Origin of the sequence: Streptosporangium sp. NPDC051023, from assembly GCF_040689595.1 — a bacterium.
Classification (GTDB): Bacteria; Actinomycetota; Actinomycetes; order Streptosporangiales; family Streptosporangiaceae; genus Streptosporangium.
Genome location: NZ_JBFBCE010000056.1, coordinates 44,921 through 59,411, shown reverse-complemented (window position 1 = coordinate 59,411; position 14,491 = coordinate 44,921). Strand labels below are relative to the sequence as shown.

The 14,491-nt window shown below is 66.8% G+C and carries 9 protein-coding genes, 1 tRNA gene and 1 pseudogene; 2 read left to right on the top strand and 9 right to left on the bottom strand.

Annotation, left to right across the window (positions count from 1 at the left end; genetic code table 11):
• Nucleotides 1-317: 317 nt before the first annotated feature.
• Together AB0395_RS30820 and AB0395_RS30815 are read right to left on the bottom strand one after the other, a co-directional pair.
• Nucleotides 318-1,409 (bottom strand): annotated as a pseudogene (locus AB0395_RS30820) (MFS transporter); the annotation flags it as partial.
• A 306-nt stretch (nt 1,410-1,715) separates the two neighbouring features.
• Nucleotides 1,716-2,750 carry an IS630 family transposase gene (locus AB0395_RS30815; RefSeq protein WP_366287129.1) on the bottom strand — a complete coding sequence of 345 codons (1,035 nt, stop codon included), beginning with the start codon at nt 2,748-2,750 and terminating at the stop codon, nt 1,716-1,718.
• A 189-nt stretch (nt 2,751-2,939) separates the two neighbouring features.
• On the opposite strand from AB0395_RS30815, the gene AB0395_RS30810 reads away from it, so the two are divergent.
• The gene (locus AB0395_RS30810; RefSeq protein WP_366287127.1) at nt 2,940-3,851 is read left to right on the top strand and encodes a site-specific integrase; all 912 of its coding nucleotides are present in this window, start codon (nt 2,940-2,942) and stop codon (nt 3,849-3,851) included.
• Nucleotides 3,844-6,330, top strand: coding sequence for a site-specific integrase (locus AB0395_RS30805; protein WP_366287125.1), 2,487 nt, complete (start codon nt 3,844-3,846; stop codon nt 6,328-6,330). The genes AB0395_RS30810 and AB0395_RS30805 overlap by 8 nt, the downstream gene beginning before the upstream one ends.
• 8 nt (nt 6,331-6,338) lie before the next feature.
• On the opposite strand, the gene AB0395_RS30800 is transcribed toward AB0395_RS30805, so the two are convergent.
• From AB0395_RS30800 to AB0395_RS30770, 7 genes are all read right to left on the bottom strand, one after another.
• Entirely contained in the window at nt 6,339-7,325 is a 987-nt protein-coding gene (locus AB0395_RS30800; protein WP_366287123.1) for a hypothetical protein, read from the bottom strand.
• A gap of 670 nt (nt 7,326-7,995) precedes the next feature.
• Nucleotides 7,996-8,619 carry a hypothetical protein gene (locus AB0395_RS30795; RefSeq protein ID WP_366287122.1) on the bottom strand — a complete coding sequence of 208 codons (624 nt, stop codon included), beginning with the start codon at nt 8,617-8,619 and terminating at the stop codon, nt 7,996-7,998.
• Nucleotides 8,620-9,294: 675 nt separating this feature from the next.
• Nucleotides 9,295-11,187, bottom strand: coding sequence for a S8 family serine peptidase (locus tag AB0395_RS30790; RefSeq protein WP_366287120.1), 1,893 nt, complete (start codon nt 11,185-11,187; stop codon nt 9,295-9,297).
• Nucleotides 11,188-11,773: 586 nt separating this feature from the next.
• A tRNA-Sec gene (locus AB0395_RS30785) sits at nt 11,774-11,866 on the bottom strand.
• Nucleotides 11,867-11,889: 23 nt separating this feature from the next.
• Nucleotides 11,890-12,129: a SelB C-terminal domain-containing protein gene (locus tag AB0395_RS30780; RefSeq protein ID WP_366287118.1), complete on the bottom strand. Its 240-nt coding sequence runs from the start codon at nt 12,127-12,129 to the stop codon at nt 11,890-11,892.
• A gap of 86 nt (nt 12,130-12,215) precedes the next feature.
• Complete coding sequence (selA, locus tag AB0395_RS30775; RefSeq protein WP_366287117.1) at nt 12,216-13,565, bottom strand: L-seryl-tRNA(Sec) selenium transferase; 1,350 nt, start codon at nt 13,563-13,565, stop codon at nt 12,216-12,218.
• A gap of 157 nt (nt 13,566-13,722) precedes the next feature.
• Nucleotides 13,723-14,274 (bottom strand): hypothetical protein, encoded by a 552-nt coding sequence (locus AB0395_RS30770; RefSeq protein ID WP_366287116.1) that lies wholly within the window; start codon nt 14,272-14,274, stop codon nt 13,723-13,725.
• Between the last annotated feature and the right edge of the window lie 217 nt (nt 14,275-14,491).

The following is a 14,491-nucleotide window of genomic DNA, read 5'->3' as shown; positions in this document are numbered from 1 at the left end:
AAGCGAGAAAGGCATCCGCTGGGGCGGCCGTCCACTCGCACCGGCAGCTTGAGACGCTCACCCAACCCGGTGATCGTTTCCGGTCACAGCACTAGGTACAGGATGCAACCCCGGTGTCTGCCCCGTGAATCCCTCATGATCGCCTTGCGGTGGCTGATCATCACACACGGTTGGGGGCGATCGACGGTCTGGGCCTTCGCGCCTCAGCCTCGCTACGGCAGAGTCTTGGCGCGACGGCGCAGCGATGTGGGAAGGCCGGTCAGCAGGTTGCTCTCCAGGTGGAGCCGGGTGAGGGCGGTGAGGTTGCCCAGCGAGTCTCAAGATACGTACTTGTGGACATCGTCAGGGAGCCTTCCTCTCCATGGAAGGAGTACGGCGCTGCCAAGGCAGAGCACTCCGGCCATGAGGAGTGACCATCGGCTGGTTGAGGTGGCCGCAATCACGCCGCCCAGGGTGATGAACAACGGTTGGAGCGTGCGGGAACTGACCGACCAGGCGGTACCGACGCGCGCCATGAGTCCGTCCGGGGTGGAGTTCATGCGGTAGGTCGCGAAGATCGGATTGAAGATCCCAGCGCACAGGAGCAGGCAGAAATCCACCGAGGTGATGATGAGTACGGCCGAGGGCCCGGCGCCGACGAAGGCCATGGGGGCGATCCATACCGTCCGGGCAACTCCGAAGATGAGCAAGGTGCGTTGCACGCCCAGGACGGTGACCACTTTGGGGGAAAGCGTTGCGCCGAGCAGTCCTCCTAGGCAGGGGACGCCGAGGGCGATGCCGTACTCGAACGGCGTAGCGCCTACGTCCTTGAGTATCAGAACGGCCATGATGGGCGAACTCCACATGATCGCACCGCCGAAGAGCATGGCGTTGAAGTAGAGGGGCCGAAGGCCGCGGTGGCGGAGGATGAAGGTCCACCCGGCAAGGAGCTCCCTCCTGGAGCTTCCGTCCTTGACGTTATCGGCCGAGTAGGGGGTCAATCGGCGCAGGAGCACGGCCGATGCCAGGAAGCTCGCCGCGTCAAGGATCAGGGTCATCAAAGGGCCGGCAACGCCTATCAACGCGCCGCCAGCGGGTGGTCCGGCTGATTGGGTCGTCCAGTTCACGGTGTCGAGCCGAGCGTTGGCCGATGTCCGGTGCTCAGGAACAACCACGTGCTTGATGTAGGCCTGACTGGCTGAGCTGTTGACGATCGTGCTGCTCGTTTGCACGACCGCGACCAGACAGAGGTGGACATAGGTCAGAGCACCGAATGTCGCTGCAAGAGGGACGCTGGCCAGCACGGTGAATTGCAGAAGATCGGCGGTTACCATCGCGGACCGCTTCTCCCCCCGTTCCACAAGGTTGCCCAGCGGCAGAGTAATGATCGCGCTGGAGATGCCGCCGATTGCGGCGAGCAGGGAGACCTGTAACGGACTTGCTCAGTTAACTGCACTTCCTTCACCTGGTTGATCATGACTCTCTACGTCGTGATCAAGGAGTGTGAAGTGGACCTTCGTCGCCAACTGATGGAAGGCCGTGTGCAGGTCCCGAGCGTCGGCTCCGTCGCCAAGGTGGCGCGGATACATCCGCCGTTCGTCGTTCTCGACCGGGCTACCAAGGAGCTCCGCCCGGTCACCGAGTACCTGGAGGACCTCGCCTTGAGCGACTGCAGCCCGCTGACCTGCCGCAGCTACGCGTACGGCCTGCTGCGATGGTTCCGGCTCCTGTGGCTACTAAGCGGCATTCCAGAAGTTCCGCTTGTAACCGGCGGGGAGCCAGGGGCTGGTCCATGGGGCAGCTGCGGTGAGCATCTGATCAGGTGAGCGGGCACGGAAGAAGGCGTGGATCTGTCTGAGACGGCCGGGCCAGCTGACCGCCGTGTTGGCGATGAAGGCCTTGAGCGCGGCCCAGATGCGTTCCACCGGGTTGTCGTGCGGGCTGTAACGCGCCCCGAACAGCATCTGCACGGCAGGGTGTCCGGCCAGGTAGGCGGTGACGGCCTTGGCGTGGTGGATGCTGTCGTTGTCGCAGATCACCACGATTGCCGGGGCATCCGGAACAGCGAGGCGGATCTGCTCCAGCAGTGCGATGAAATCGCCCGCGCAGCGGCGGCCCAGCCGATACACCCACCGCCCGCTGGTCATCTCCAGCGCGCCGAACACCGTGACCTGCCGGTTCTTGCCCGGCGTAGCGATCTCGGGCCGGCGGTGGCGCAGCGTCCAGGTGGCGCGGATGTGCGGCAGCAGGTGCACATGCGTTTCATCGGTGGCCCACACCACCGCCCCGCGCGGTAACGCCCGCAGCCGGGCCGCGATCTCGCTCACCACGCAGGCGCGGGCGGGATCGCCGCGGGCCACCAGCTTCGAGCGCCGCCACACCGCCACACCCCGCAGGCGCCGGTACAGGGTGCGCAGGCTCAGCTTCGGCCGGCCCAGGTACTGCCACAGCCGTGGCACCGTCCACGGCCCGGCCCGCTCCAGCAACGCCGCCATCCGCACGAGCAGCCGCGGCCCGCCCGTGCAAGGCCGCCCGCAACGGGGCCGGTCGGCCAATCCCGCCGATCCGTGCCGGTTGAACCGGCCGATCCACCGCCGCACCGTGCCCGCGTCGCACTCCAGCAGGTCAGCGATCTGAGCTGCGAACAGCCCACGCGCGGACAGCAGCACCATCACCGCCCGCATGGCCTGCCGCCACCGGCTGCGTAACTCGGTACGCAACTGCTCGATTGAGGCGTCTGAACGGTTGGCGAACACGCTGACCGGGCGCATACTGACCACGACCTCGCCGGGCGGGTGGACGTTGTAGGCAACTTCGATCCAACCCCCGGCGGGGCCTGTGTCAACGCCTTCATGCCCCGGCGAGCTCACGCCCGGTTACGCGCAGAACTTCTGGATAGGCGCTTAGACGTGCACTGGGAGCGAGCCACCGAGGCCGACGTCGCAGCTATGGTCGGATGGTTGCGCAGCGCCCCCAATCCTCAGCGGCACCGCCGGACGCTGGGTGCGCCGGAACCCGGCTCGGTGAACCTACGTACAGGCAAGCCGACGCTGCCGCAGGGGTACGCGAAGCGGACGGTCAACCACGTGTTGTCCGTGGTCAGTGGTTTCTATCAGTTCCACGGTCATCGCGGTCACGGACCAGTTATCAACCCAGTGCCCTCCTCTGCCCAGCGCCGGCGGGCCCTGTCCCACCTGAGCCCTTTGGAGCCGGAGCCGGTGACAGGCCGGGCCCGGCTCCGCCAGAAGGTTCCCGACCGGCCGCCGCGAGCGATTCCCGACCGGCTGTGGGACGAGCTGTTCGAGGCGATGGGTTGCGAGCGCGATCGCGCGTTGCTGGAGTTCTCCGTCTCCAGCGGGGCCCGCGCCGCCGAACTGCTGGGCGTGACCCCGGAGGACGTCGATTGGGCCGGGCGGCAGATCTTCGTGATTTCGAAGGGCACGCGGCTGCGGCAGCCGGTGCCTGCGTCACCGCAGGCATTCGTGCGGCTGGCGCTCTATCTCGACGAAGTCGGGACGCTCACGCCGGGTGATTCGATCTGGCGTGTGCGGCGTGGCGACGATCGTCCGCTGAGTTATTGGGCGCTGCGGCGCATCATGCAGCGCGCGAACCATCTGCTGGGCACCAACTGGACCTGGCATGACCTGCGACACACCGCGGCGATCCGGATGGCCAACAGCGGCCAGCTCACCCTTCCCGAGGTGCAGGCCATCTTGCGGCACGCCAACATTCAGACAACTAGCCGCTACCTGACGGTCGGCATCGAGGAACTGTTCGACAAACTCACCGAGCACTACGCTCGCCCGCGCCCCGAGCCGCGCTACTCTTCCGGCTACGCCGCCGCCGACATCGAGGCGGTGTTCGGTGGTTAAGCCCGAAGTCCGTCCGACCACCGGAGTGAGCCGACGCCACGGGCCGCTCGTCGAGGCGCTCGGCTTCTCCAGCCGGTATGTTTCGGCCAACAAGATCAAGCCCGAGCCCGCCACCCCGACCGTTCTTCCCCGCCCCTTCGGGGACTTGGCGATGGATTCCATCAGTCACCTGGCGCAGTTGGCCACGGACACCTGGGACGGCACCCGGACGACGTGCCGCCAGCGCGGCAACGCTGTCCGGGAAACCTTGAACTACCTGGCACAGTTCCCCGGCGTGACCTGGCAGGAGCGCTGGGACAGCAGCCCGCTGAGCACCGGCGAAATCAAGGCCGCCGACCTCGGAAACAGCCGCAGCAACGGTATCTCCACCCCGACGGGCCTGCGGTCGCTGCTCTGCCTGCGCGTGATCCAGCCGTCGTTGCTGGCCTTTCGCAGCAACACCTTCAACGACTATCCCTCGTTCTTCATCGCCGCCCAGGCCGATCCGCTGCTGGACAAGTTTGCTGAGCAGGCCGCCGCCTACGACGTCGAGGGCCATCACCGCCAAGACGCGGTGCGGGATGTATGCCGGCTGCTGACCGTTCAAGGCATCGCCCTGACCGACCTAACGCCCGCGGCCCTGCTGTATCACGGCCACGAGACCCGGCAGGTCATGGCACAACGCCTTCCCGGAACAAAGATCACCAACAGGTTCGCCGGTCCGTCAGCCTGGAACATCCTGCACGCCATGGGGCACTTCCCGCCCGGCACCCCCTCCACGATGCGCGAGGCCTTAATGCGCGGCCAGCTCACCATCGAGGAACTCGTCGACCGCTACACCATCCGCAACCAGTCGGTCCGCCAACTGCTCATCGACTACCTCGCCCGCCGCTCGGCCGACAGCGACTACGCCAGCTTGTCCAACCTGGTACTCGAACTCGCCCACCACTTCTGGGAGAAGATCGAGCGGATCAACCCCGACCAGGCAGACCTGAGGATCACGCCGGAGGTCTACCAGACCTGGCGGCACATGATCAGCACCCGCGAGGACGGCAAACCCCGCGCCGGCGTGGACGGCATCGTCATCATCGTCCGCAGCTTCTACTACGACCTGCACACCTGGGCAGCCGACGAGCCCGAACTCTGGGGGCCCTGGGTCGCGCCCTGCCCCGTCCCTCCCAGCGAGCTCCGTGGCCTGGGCAAGCGCCGCCGCAGGATCAACGAACGCTCCGCCGACCGCACACGCCAGCGCCAACCCCTCCTGCCCGTGCTGGTCCAGCACATCGAGAACCGCTACGAACACGCCCGCGCCCTCTTGAAGCAGGCCAATACAGCGGCCGATGGCGACAGCTTCGTCCTGAACGGACGCACTTACCGGCGCGTCGTCACCACCAACGACCGGCACCATCAACGCAGCCGCGGCTATCTGCCCGTCCGAGTCGTTGAGAAGGAGACGGGACGGAGTATCCACGTTGAGGCCAACGAGGAGCAGGCGTTCTGGGAGTGGGCCTGCATCGAAACCCTGCGCCACTCAGGCGTTCGCATCGAAGAGATGTGCGAGCTCACTCACCTGAGCGTCCGCCAATACCAGCGCGCCAACGGCGAGGTCATCGCCTTACTGGTCATCGCCCCCTCCAAGACTGACCGCGAACGCGTGATCCCCATGAGCGCCGAGTTGTTCCACGTCATCGCCTCGATCATTCGACGGCACACGCGCAGCGGCCGGACGATCGAGCTGATCAAACGCTTCGACTGCCACGACAAGCTCTGGAGCGCGCCCCTGCCGTTCCTGTTCCAGCGCCAACATGGCTCCACACGGCGGGTCATCTCTCCCGCCACGGTGTTGCAGCAGCTCGGGCGGCGCTGCGAGGAACTTGCCGAGCACCACCCGCAGTTCCGGACCGTGCGGTTCACCCCGCACGACTTCCGCAGAATCTTCGCCACCGAGCTTGTCAACAGCGGCCTTCCCATCCACATTGGCGCCGCCCTGCTAGGACACCTCAACATCCAGACCACCCGCGGCTACGTCGCCGTCTTCGACGAGGACGTCGTCCGCCACTACACCGCTTACCTCGCCAACCGCCGTACCTTGCGCCCCGGCGACGAATACCGCCAGACCAGCACAGAGGAATGGCAAGAGTTCGAGGAACACTTCGACAAACGCAAGGTCGAGCTGGGCTCATGCAGCCGGCCTTATGGCACCCCGTGTCAGCACGAGCACGCCTGCATCCGCTGCCCGATGCTGAACGTCAACCCGAAAATGCTCGACCGGCTCAACGAGATCGAAACCGATCTCCTCGCCCGTCGTGAACGCGCCGACGCGGAGGGCTGGATCGGTGAGATCGAAGGCATCGACCTGACGCTCAGCTTCCTGCGCGCGAAACGCGATGAGGCCGAGCGCCAGGCACGGCGACCTGTCGTCAACCTCGGTATCCCGGCTGCTCCAGACCGCGGGCACAACGGAGATGAGGCCCGGCGCGCCCGCGATCGGGGGCGATGAAGGTGAAATCAGCAGCTGCTGGTGGAGTCGCCCACATCCACGGTGCAGGTGTCGGAGCCGAGGCCGCCATTGGCGGTGTCGCCGGACACGCCGTCCTGAACATCGATGCTGTCATTACCGACATTGCCGGCCATGGTGTCGGTGCCGGTGTGGTCGATCAGGGTGTCGTTGCCGTTCTGTCCGTCGAGGTCGTCGTTGCCGGGACCGCCGTCGATGGTGTCGTTGCCGTTGTCGAACAGGTGCAGCAGCCCGCCGAGCAGGGTCTCTCCGTCGTTGGTGTCATTGCCGGGGCCGCCGAACAGGGTGTCGGCTCCGTTGCCGCCGCCCATGGCGTCATCGCCGTAGTCGCCGTACAGGGTGTCGGTGCCGTTGCCGCCGTCGACGATGTCGTCACCGCCGCCGGCGGAGATGATGTCGTTGCCGTTGCCGCCGTTGATGGTGTCGTTACCTCCCAGACCGCAGATCACGTCGTCACCATTGGTGCCGTTCAGGGTGTCGTCGCCGGAAGTACCGGTGATCGTGCAGGTAGGCACGGCGACACCGTTGACCACGATCGTGCCCGAGGTGCCCGCCCAGCCGTCGACCTTGATCCAGTAGGTGGTGGAGGCGCTGGCGGAGAACGTCAGGGTCGAGGCCCCTCCGGGGGCGATTCCGTCGTCGTTGCAGCCGACCTTGGTCAGCGAGGTGAGGCCGGCGCCGGTGAAGACCATCAGCACGGTGTCGAAGTTCGACCCGGCGGTGTCGACGGTGACGGTCGCGGCGCCGGTGAGCGTCAGCGAATACCAGACGGACTTGAACGGTCCGGCACCACCGTCAGTGCAATCCTGCCCGGGCTCGCCGGTTTCGGCGGTCGCGTCGACGTTGCTGACGCTGTCGGCGAAGGCCGCGGTGTGCGCCTGGGCGTTGGCGAAGTCGTCGTTGGCCGGGGCCGCAGCCCAGGCCGGGGCTGCGGCCGAGGTGACGCCCGCGAACCCCAGCGCCAGGGCAGCGGTCACAGAGATCACCCGACGCCGGGCCCGTGCGCTGAAGACGTGCGCGGTGTGAGGCGATCGAATGCTGAGGAAGCCCATGAATTTCCCTCCGGAAAGACGTGTGGGCAGCTCCGCCCCATGGGGAGACGGAGCACCCGTCGTGACACCCAGCGCGAGGAACGGTCTTGGGCTGTTTCACGGCGCGGGCGATGGTCCCCCGAGCGCGGGCTCGCGTCGGGTCAGGGACACGAGATGGTCGCGATCGTTGTGCTAGACCGGGTCCAGAACGCGAGCCTCGAAGGCTGCCCAGTCGGGCGAGGCGAAGGTAGGAGTGGCCGCCCTCCTTTGCCTAGGACTGATGCGACTGAGGTGGGGTGCGGTACCTACCACAGGCGAGTGTGCGCCCGAACCTTCACTCCGGCAATCGTCCGCGCATGGCCACATGAGGACACGCCGAACCGCCAGTCCCAGACCTCGATCATCCATATTGCGGAGATCAGCCAGGTGCAGATAAGCATGCAGCACCATGATTGCGATCAGGGGAAGCGCGCCGACGCTGAGAGCTGAGCCAATCGCACTGACCGTGTACGACTGCCAGAGTCGAAGAAAGTCCCTCCCGAGTCCGCCGTGCCCAGACTTGAGTTCTGGTGCAGACGGCGCACTCACGGATGATCCTCCCCAACGCTGATCAGCTTCATTCGGGCGGCAGTTCACCCACCGGCGCGACGGTGTGGGGCCCGCCGCCTGTGCAGCGCCACACGGCGATCCCGTCTTCCTGTTCGGCGCGCAGACCCCGATCATGCACCGGACAGACAGGCCACGTCCTCCAGATCACCTCCATGACCACTTCCTGGGTGGCGTCGGCCACACACCAGAGTGGCCCGGTCCCGGCACTGAGGCCGTTGCCATGGCAGATGCCCTCGAACTCCACCCATGCCATGCCCATGGGGTCCCAGTCGGGGATGATCATCCGAAGCGTCCCGGTGATCCCCGCAGCGCGGACGTCACGCTCCACGACCTTCAGATCCTCATCCAGCGACACCAACAGGCCCGGTTCCAGAGCGAAGGTCGGCCTGAAACCGGTCCTCTCGAGAAGGGCCTCGCCCAGCCGGGCCAGGTCGGCGGCCGTCAACTCGGCGGCGGGGCGTTCGAGGAGCTCCCGCGTGACAGGAGTGGACACGCCCCACTCCTCCATCAGGCAGGCCAGCTCGACGAGAAGGTCGGCTTCGAGACCACCGTCGCGCAACGCCGTATAGATGCGGACGCCCAACTCGTCGACGGCCTGACGGAGCTCATCGGTCTGCTCGTAGGGATGCATGCCGCAGTGTTTCCTGCCTCGAAGATCCCGGCAAGCGAGTTTTCACCCATCATCGATGGACGTCCGACGGCCCCTGACGTCAGCATTTTTCCGCCAGGCGACGCACGATCCTCGGCCGGAGTGGGAGTGACCAAGCACCGCCTGAATCGCCTGATATCCACGCTCTGTTCCAGCAGGACGGCGCCAAGAAGGTGCTCGACGCCAAGCGGAACCCGCTGGTCGACACGCTGGGCCTGGCGCTGGGCGCCTGCGTCGGCCCGGCCGATGCCGGTGATCGGAAGGGGACGATGGTGGTGCTGTCACACACCACCATCGCCCGGTTCCCAGGGGTGCGGCACGCGTGGGAACCGGTTCATCGGCTGGACCGAGGTGACGCTCAGCGTGACGGTACAGATCGTGGTGCGCCGCGACGGTGGTACGCGCTCGGCCCGGGCCAGGCACGACGCACCGCCGCGCGAGGTGCCCCGCATCGGGGTGATCCCGCATCGCTGCGTCGTGGAGCGAACAATCGCTGCGTCGTGGAGCGAACAGTGGAACGAACATGTGCCTGGCTGGGCCGCTGTTGGCGGTTGTCGCGAGACGACGAGCATCCGATCACGGCCTCGAAAAGCGCCGTCTATGCCGTGACCTACATGCCGCCCCGGAGCGCCCCGATCATAACTTTTCAGGCACCCTCTACTTGTTGACGTACTTGTACAGGTAGTCGGCCGTCTTCTTGAGCTGGGCGGATGTGCCGTTGGCGGTGCGGTACCGTTCGGCGACGCCGATGACCTTCGTCAGCGTGGTGCTGCCGTGGACCTTGGTGGAGCCATTGTGGACGCCGTGGGCGTAGTTCAGCCAGGCGGCCAGCAGTTCACGGTCGAGCAGAGCCTTGGCGGTCTTGCTCTTGGGGGCGAGGACCTTGTAGGCCTTGCCGAGGGAGCCGGTGTCGGTCACCTCTGGGAAGACCTTGCTGCCGTTCTGCGCGAGCGTCAGGTAGCAGACGAGGGTTTTGTCATCCAGCGTCCCCTTTCCGCGGAGCATCTCGGTCGCCCACTGCTTGGCGTTCAGCGGTTTGGCGCCCTTGCCCCGCTTACACGTGTCCGGCACTGGCAGAGGATCGGTGCCCGTACCAAAGGTGGGGCCGGACGTCTGGCTTCGCGTCGGCGTGGCCGTTGCAGTTGGCGTGGCCGTCGGAGTCGCGGTCTGAGGGGCGGTCGGCGTGGGAGAGGCGGTCGGCACGGGCGGGAGCGCGGCGACGAGGTCGATCCGCTTGGTGGTCACCGTGGTGGCGCCGCTGGGGTAGGTGATGCTCTTGCCGGTGGTCTGCAGCTTCTCGACAAGCTTCTCGCCGGACAGCTTCGGATACGCCTGCCGGAGCAGTGCCAGGGCCCCCGCGACGTGGGGTGCGGCCATGGAGGTGCCGCTCATGACGCCGTAAGTGTTGCCGGGCAGGGAGGAGTTGATGGCCACGCCGGGCGCGAAGAAGTCGATCAGGGGGCCGCGGTTGCCAAGGGGGGCGGGAGTGTCATCGTCGTCGGTCGCGCCGACGGTGACCGCCGCGGCGATGCAGCCGGGGTTGACGACGCCGTCCGCGTGCCCGTTGTTGCCCGACGAGATGACGGTGCTCACACCGAAGTCCTTGAGCTGGAGGATCTCCGGCTCGAGAGCGGCGCCGTCACAGTGGAACGTGTACTTCGGACCGCCGCCGAGGCTCATGTTGGCCGCTACGACTTTCAGCCCCGCGTGCACCTCGTCGACATACTGCAGCGCGCGCTTCTGGTCGGAGGTGAAGCTGAGGAAGCAGGGCGTGGAGATGCCCAGTTCCTGGCAGACGGGGCCGTTGAACCGGCTGAACACCTGGATCGGCAGGATGCCCGCTTCCGGCGCGACGCCGTTGGAGGGCGCGGCTCCGGCCTTCTTCCCGGCCGCGATGCCTGCGACGTGCGTGCCGTGGAAGCACTTGACCTCGCCGTTCACAACGCACTGCGCGGTTTCGGCGTCGGCCGCGCCGGCGCCGGTCTGAGCCGTCTGGCCGTTGGGGCACAACGAGACGGCCTGGTAGTCCGGGTCGGAGTCGACGGTGGAGAAGCAGGCCTCGCCCACGATCCGTCCGGCGAAGAACGGGTGATCCCGGTCGATGCCGGTGTCGATGATCGCGACGGTGGAACCCTTACCGGTCCAGCCCGCCTGGTTGGCCTTGTCCGAACCGATCAGCTTGGTGCTGACGTCGAGCGCCGGTTTGCTCAGTTCGTCCTTGTAGATGGCCTTCACCCGGTCGTCGGTCTTGAGTTCGGCGAGGGTCGGCTTGTCGACGGTGGCGACGATGAACCCGTCGGAGCCGGCCTTGCTGATGACCTTGGTCTCGTCTGAGGCCGCTTCGGCGGTTTTGGCCACACCTGCAATGCTCTGGCCACGCTCGATCTCGATGATCGCGCGTACCTTCTCGCCCTTCTGCACCTCGGCGGCGAGGTTCTTGGCCACAGCGGGGTCATCGGTGGTTGCCTGAGCTGGTACCCCGACGGCCAGCGTGGCCGTCGCGGTGATGGCGAGCACAGAGGCGCTCGCCAGTAGAGACCGTAGTCTCACTGGTCCTCCGGGGGGAGCGAGCCGTCCTGAGCTGGACGGCCTGAGGAAGGGGAAACCATCGGCGGGCAGGAGGGGCTGAGCTGTGAAAACCTCAGCTACTCGCCGCCCCATCGCCGAAGTCCTGAACTATCCTCATGTTCGGTAAATGCGAAGATCAGGGTAGTCAGTGATCATTGAGGTTGACGAGAATGAAGTAGTACCGTTATCCGATTTTTCGGACATCCGAAATCGGGAACAGGGCCGCTCTGCGACCCGGTGACGCGGGATCGCCCCCCTGATCGAGCCGTCTCGGTACGGCGAATGCACGAGCGGCCCCGGAGAACAGCGGCTCGTCAACCGGACAGGAGGACCGCGCAGGGGCGCGGAGGGGCGCGGAGGGGCGCGGAGGGGCGCGGAGGGGCGCGGAGGGCTCATAGGCGGCCCTGAACCAGGAGTTCCACGTCAGCTACACCGGGATGCTCCCGATCGAAAAGCGCGACTGAGCCCGCGCGCGAATGTCCCTGTGGATCGACAGGCACGTCGGCTCCCCCAGTCCGAAGGGGTGCCACGGGACAATGATCCGGAGCGGAAACGCCGTGTTCGTATACGGAGGCGAACGGGAATCGAACCCGCCGCGCCGAGATACTCGGCGCCATCGGTTTTGAAGACCGGGAGGGCCACCAGGCGCCCAGTCGCCTCCAAGAAGAACTCTAACGGATCATGTCACCTGGAGATCATCCGGTGGACGCCGTCGATCCGCCGGGTACGGCCCCGCCGATCCAGGTACTCAAGCAGCGGAATCACCACATCGCGCAGCACTGCCCGCCCCCCAGGCGGAGCGGGAATCGATGGTGAGACCCCGGCGTTTCTCCTCGGCCCACCGTCGGGGTCCATCCCGGTCAGGGCACGCAGCAGGGTGGACTTGCCGTGGTCCACGTGTCCCGCGGTCGCGACGACATGCACGTCCTTACCTCCGGTGCCGTTCCACGCCGGTGGTCCGGCCGCCGCCCCGCGCGTCGTTCCGCCACTTCACGCGTCGTTCTGCCGTCTCACACGTCGTTCCGTGACGGCGAGACGCGTGGTCGTTCCATGCCGGAACCTGCCGCGCCGATGACCGCGGCCAGCAGCGTCTCGTCGTCGGCTTCCGGAACCGTCCGCAGGTCGAGCAGGCAACGGCCCCGCTCGACCCGGCCGAGCACCGGGGGTTCCCCATGCCTCAGCGGGGCTGCGAAACCCTCGTCGAGAGCGACGGCAGCCCCCCGCAGTGACACTCCGGGAGCACCACCTCCGCCGACCATGCCCAAGCTGTCGACCGCCTCAGCGTTGACACCTTCGTCCCGCAGCCGGGCCGCCAGTTTTTCGGCACGGACGTACAGGGCCTCGGGGTCGACGTGCAGCGCTTCCCAGGTAGGTGTACGCGGCCCGCCGACCGTGGCCTCCAGCGCGGCCAGGGTGAGTTTGTCCACCCGCAGCGCCCGGGCCAGCGGATGGCGGCGCAGCCGGTCAACGAAATCCGCCCGGCCGAAGAGCAATCCGCTCTGGGGACCGCCGAGCAGCTTGTCCCCGCTGGTGGTGACCAGATCGGCGCCCTGGCGCAACCACGTGGTCACGTCGGGCTCTTGCGGCAGCAGTGGCTCAGGGTGTAGCAGCCCGGATCCGGCGTCGCCCACGAGAGGAACCTCGTGCCGTCGGCACAGCGGCGCGAGCTCGGCGATCGAGACGGCCGAGGTGAACCCTTTGACCTGGTAATTAGAGGGATGGACCTTCAGCACCATCCCGGTCTCGGGGCCGATCGCCCCGGCGTAGTCCCGGATGGAGGTGCGGTTGGTGGTGCCGACCTCCCTCAGTCGCGCCCCGGTGGAGACCAGCAGGTCGGGAAGGCGAAAGCCGTCGCCGATCTCGATGAGCTCGCCCCGGCTGATCACGATCTCCCGATCCGCGGCGAACGCCGTCGCCGCCAGGGCAAGGGCCGCGGCATTGTTGTTCACCACGTGCACGCCCTCGGCCTCGGGTACGGCGGCGGCCAGCACGGCGAAAGCCGTACGCCCCCGCCTGCCACGGGTGCCCGTGTCGAGGTCCAGCTCGATGTCGGTGACCCCGGCGGCCGACTCCACCGCCTGGCGGGCTGCGGCCGAGAGCGGAGCGCGGCCCAGGTTGGTGTGGAGCAGCACGCCTGTGGCATTGATCACCGGACGTAGTCCGGCGGCGCTTGCGGGCAGCGCCGCCAGCACGACCGCCAGGATCTCCCCGGGAGGGACGGTCCCCTCCCGGGCACGCTGCTGCATGGCGACGACCGTGTTCTTGACCAGCTCGTATCCCAGCCGCCGTCGTGCCTCGGCCAGCCGTGGATCGGCGAGCAGGACATCCGTGCGCGGGATCGAACGACGAGGATCCGTCATGTCGTGGAATTCTCCTCGCCGATCCATGGATCACGCCATTCCCCGCGGTCCGGGCATCGCGGGGAACCTATCCGGAGAGGTCCCTCCGCGTCACACGCGCGCATCGGGCAGGCGCGCCTGACCACACGGAGGCCGCTGCTCCGGTCACCTGCCCGCATCAGGTGACAACGGGGCCGAGTGCCTGGAAGACGACGAAGCTGGAGCCCGCCAGCGTGTCGACCTGGAACGCGTAACAGCCGGGCGCCTTCAGCCGGACATAGCTCGGGCGATCCCGCCAATCACCGGCGTTGCGTTCGGGAAGGACAACGATCTTGCTTTCCAGCGATTGCCCCTCCGTGCCGTCGAAGGCGACGGGAGTGCTGCCGTCAAGACGAACGCCTCTGATGACAACCGGCCCGGAGAGGTCGGGAGCGGTGAACCACAGCACCTTCTCGCCAGCCCACCCGCTGTTCGCGAACAGGGTGCCCGGCTCCTCCCCGGTGTAGCGGAGCACGGATTTCATGGAGGGCCGCGCCGGACCGTCGCCGAGCAGATCCCCGCTCAGCGTCGTCGGACGTGTCGTCGTCCGGGTGACGGGGCAACCGGCACCGGGAGTGACCGAGGGGCCGTTCAGGGGGCGTTTCAGCAGAGCGGCCACCGCGGCATCCGGTGATGTGGGAGAAGTCGATGAGCACGAGGTGACGGCCGCCATAATGATCACGGCGACCATCGTTCTTGTCATGTGTTTCACCACAGCGTCCAGACTAGTGCGGCTGCCAGTGTTGCAAAGGACAGGAACCATGTGGCTCGGCACAATACACTGCGACCTTTAATGGAGAATTCTCCGGTCTGCGATGCATCGCCGCCGATCGGCTTGACCAGGTAGGGAACCGAACATGTAGCGGCAAAGGCACCGACCGCGGCAAGGCCCCCAGGGCGGTGTCGAA

What these genes read in the sequence shown, in the direction of transcription:
- AB0395_RS30815 (WP_366287129.1), bottom strand. Translation starts at nt 2,750, where the DNA reads ATGCGCCCGGTCAGCGTGTTCGCCAACCGTTCAGACGCCTCAATCGAG.
- selA (WP_366287117.1), bottom strand. Translation starts at nt 13,565, where the DNA reads ATGACGGATCCTCGTCGTTCGATCCCGCGCACGGATGTCCTGCTCGCC.
- AB0395_RS30795 (WP_366287122.1), bottom strand. Translation starts at nt 8,619, where the DNA reads ATGCATCCCTACGAGCAGACCGATGAGCTCCGTCAGGCCGTCGACGAG.
- AB0395_RS30770 (WP_366287116.1), bottom strand. Translation starts at nt 14,274, where the DNA reads ATGGTCGCCGTGATCATTATGGCGGCCGTCACCTCGTGCTCATCGACT.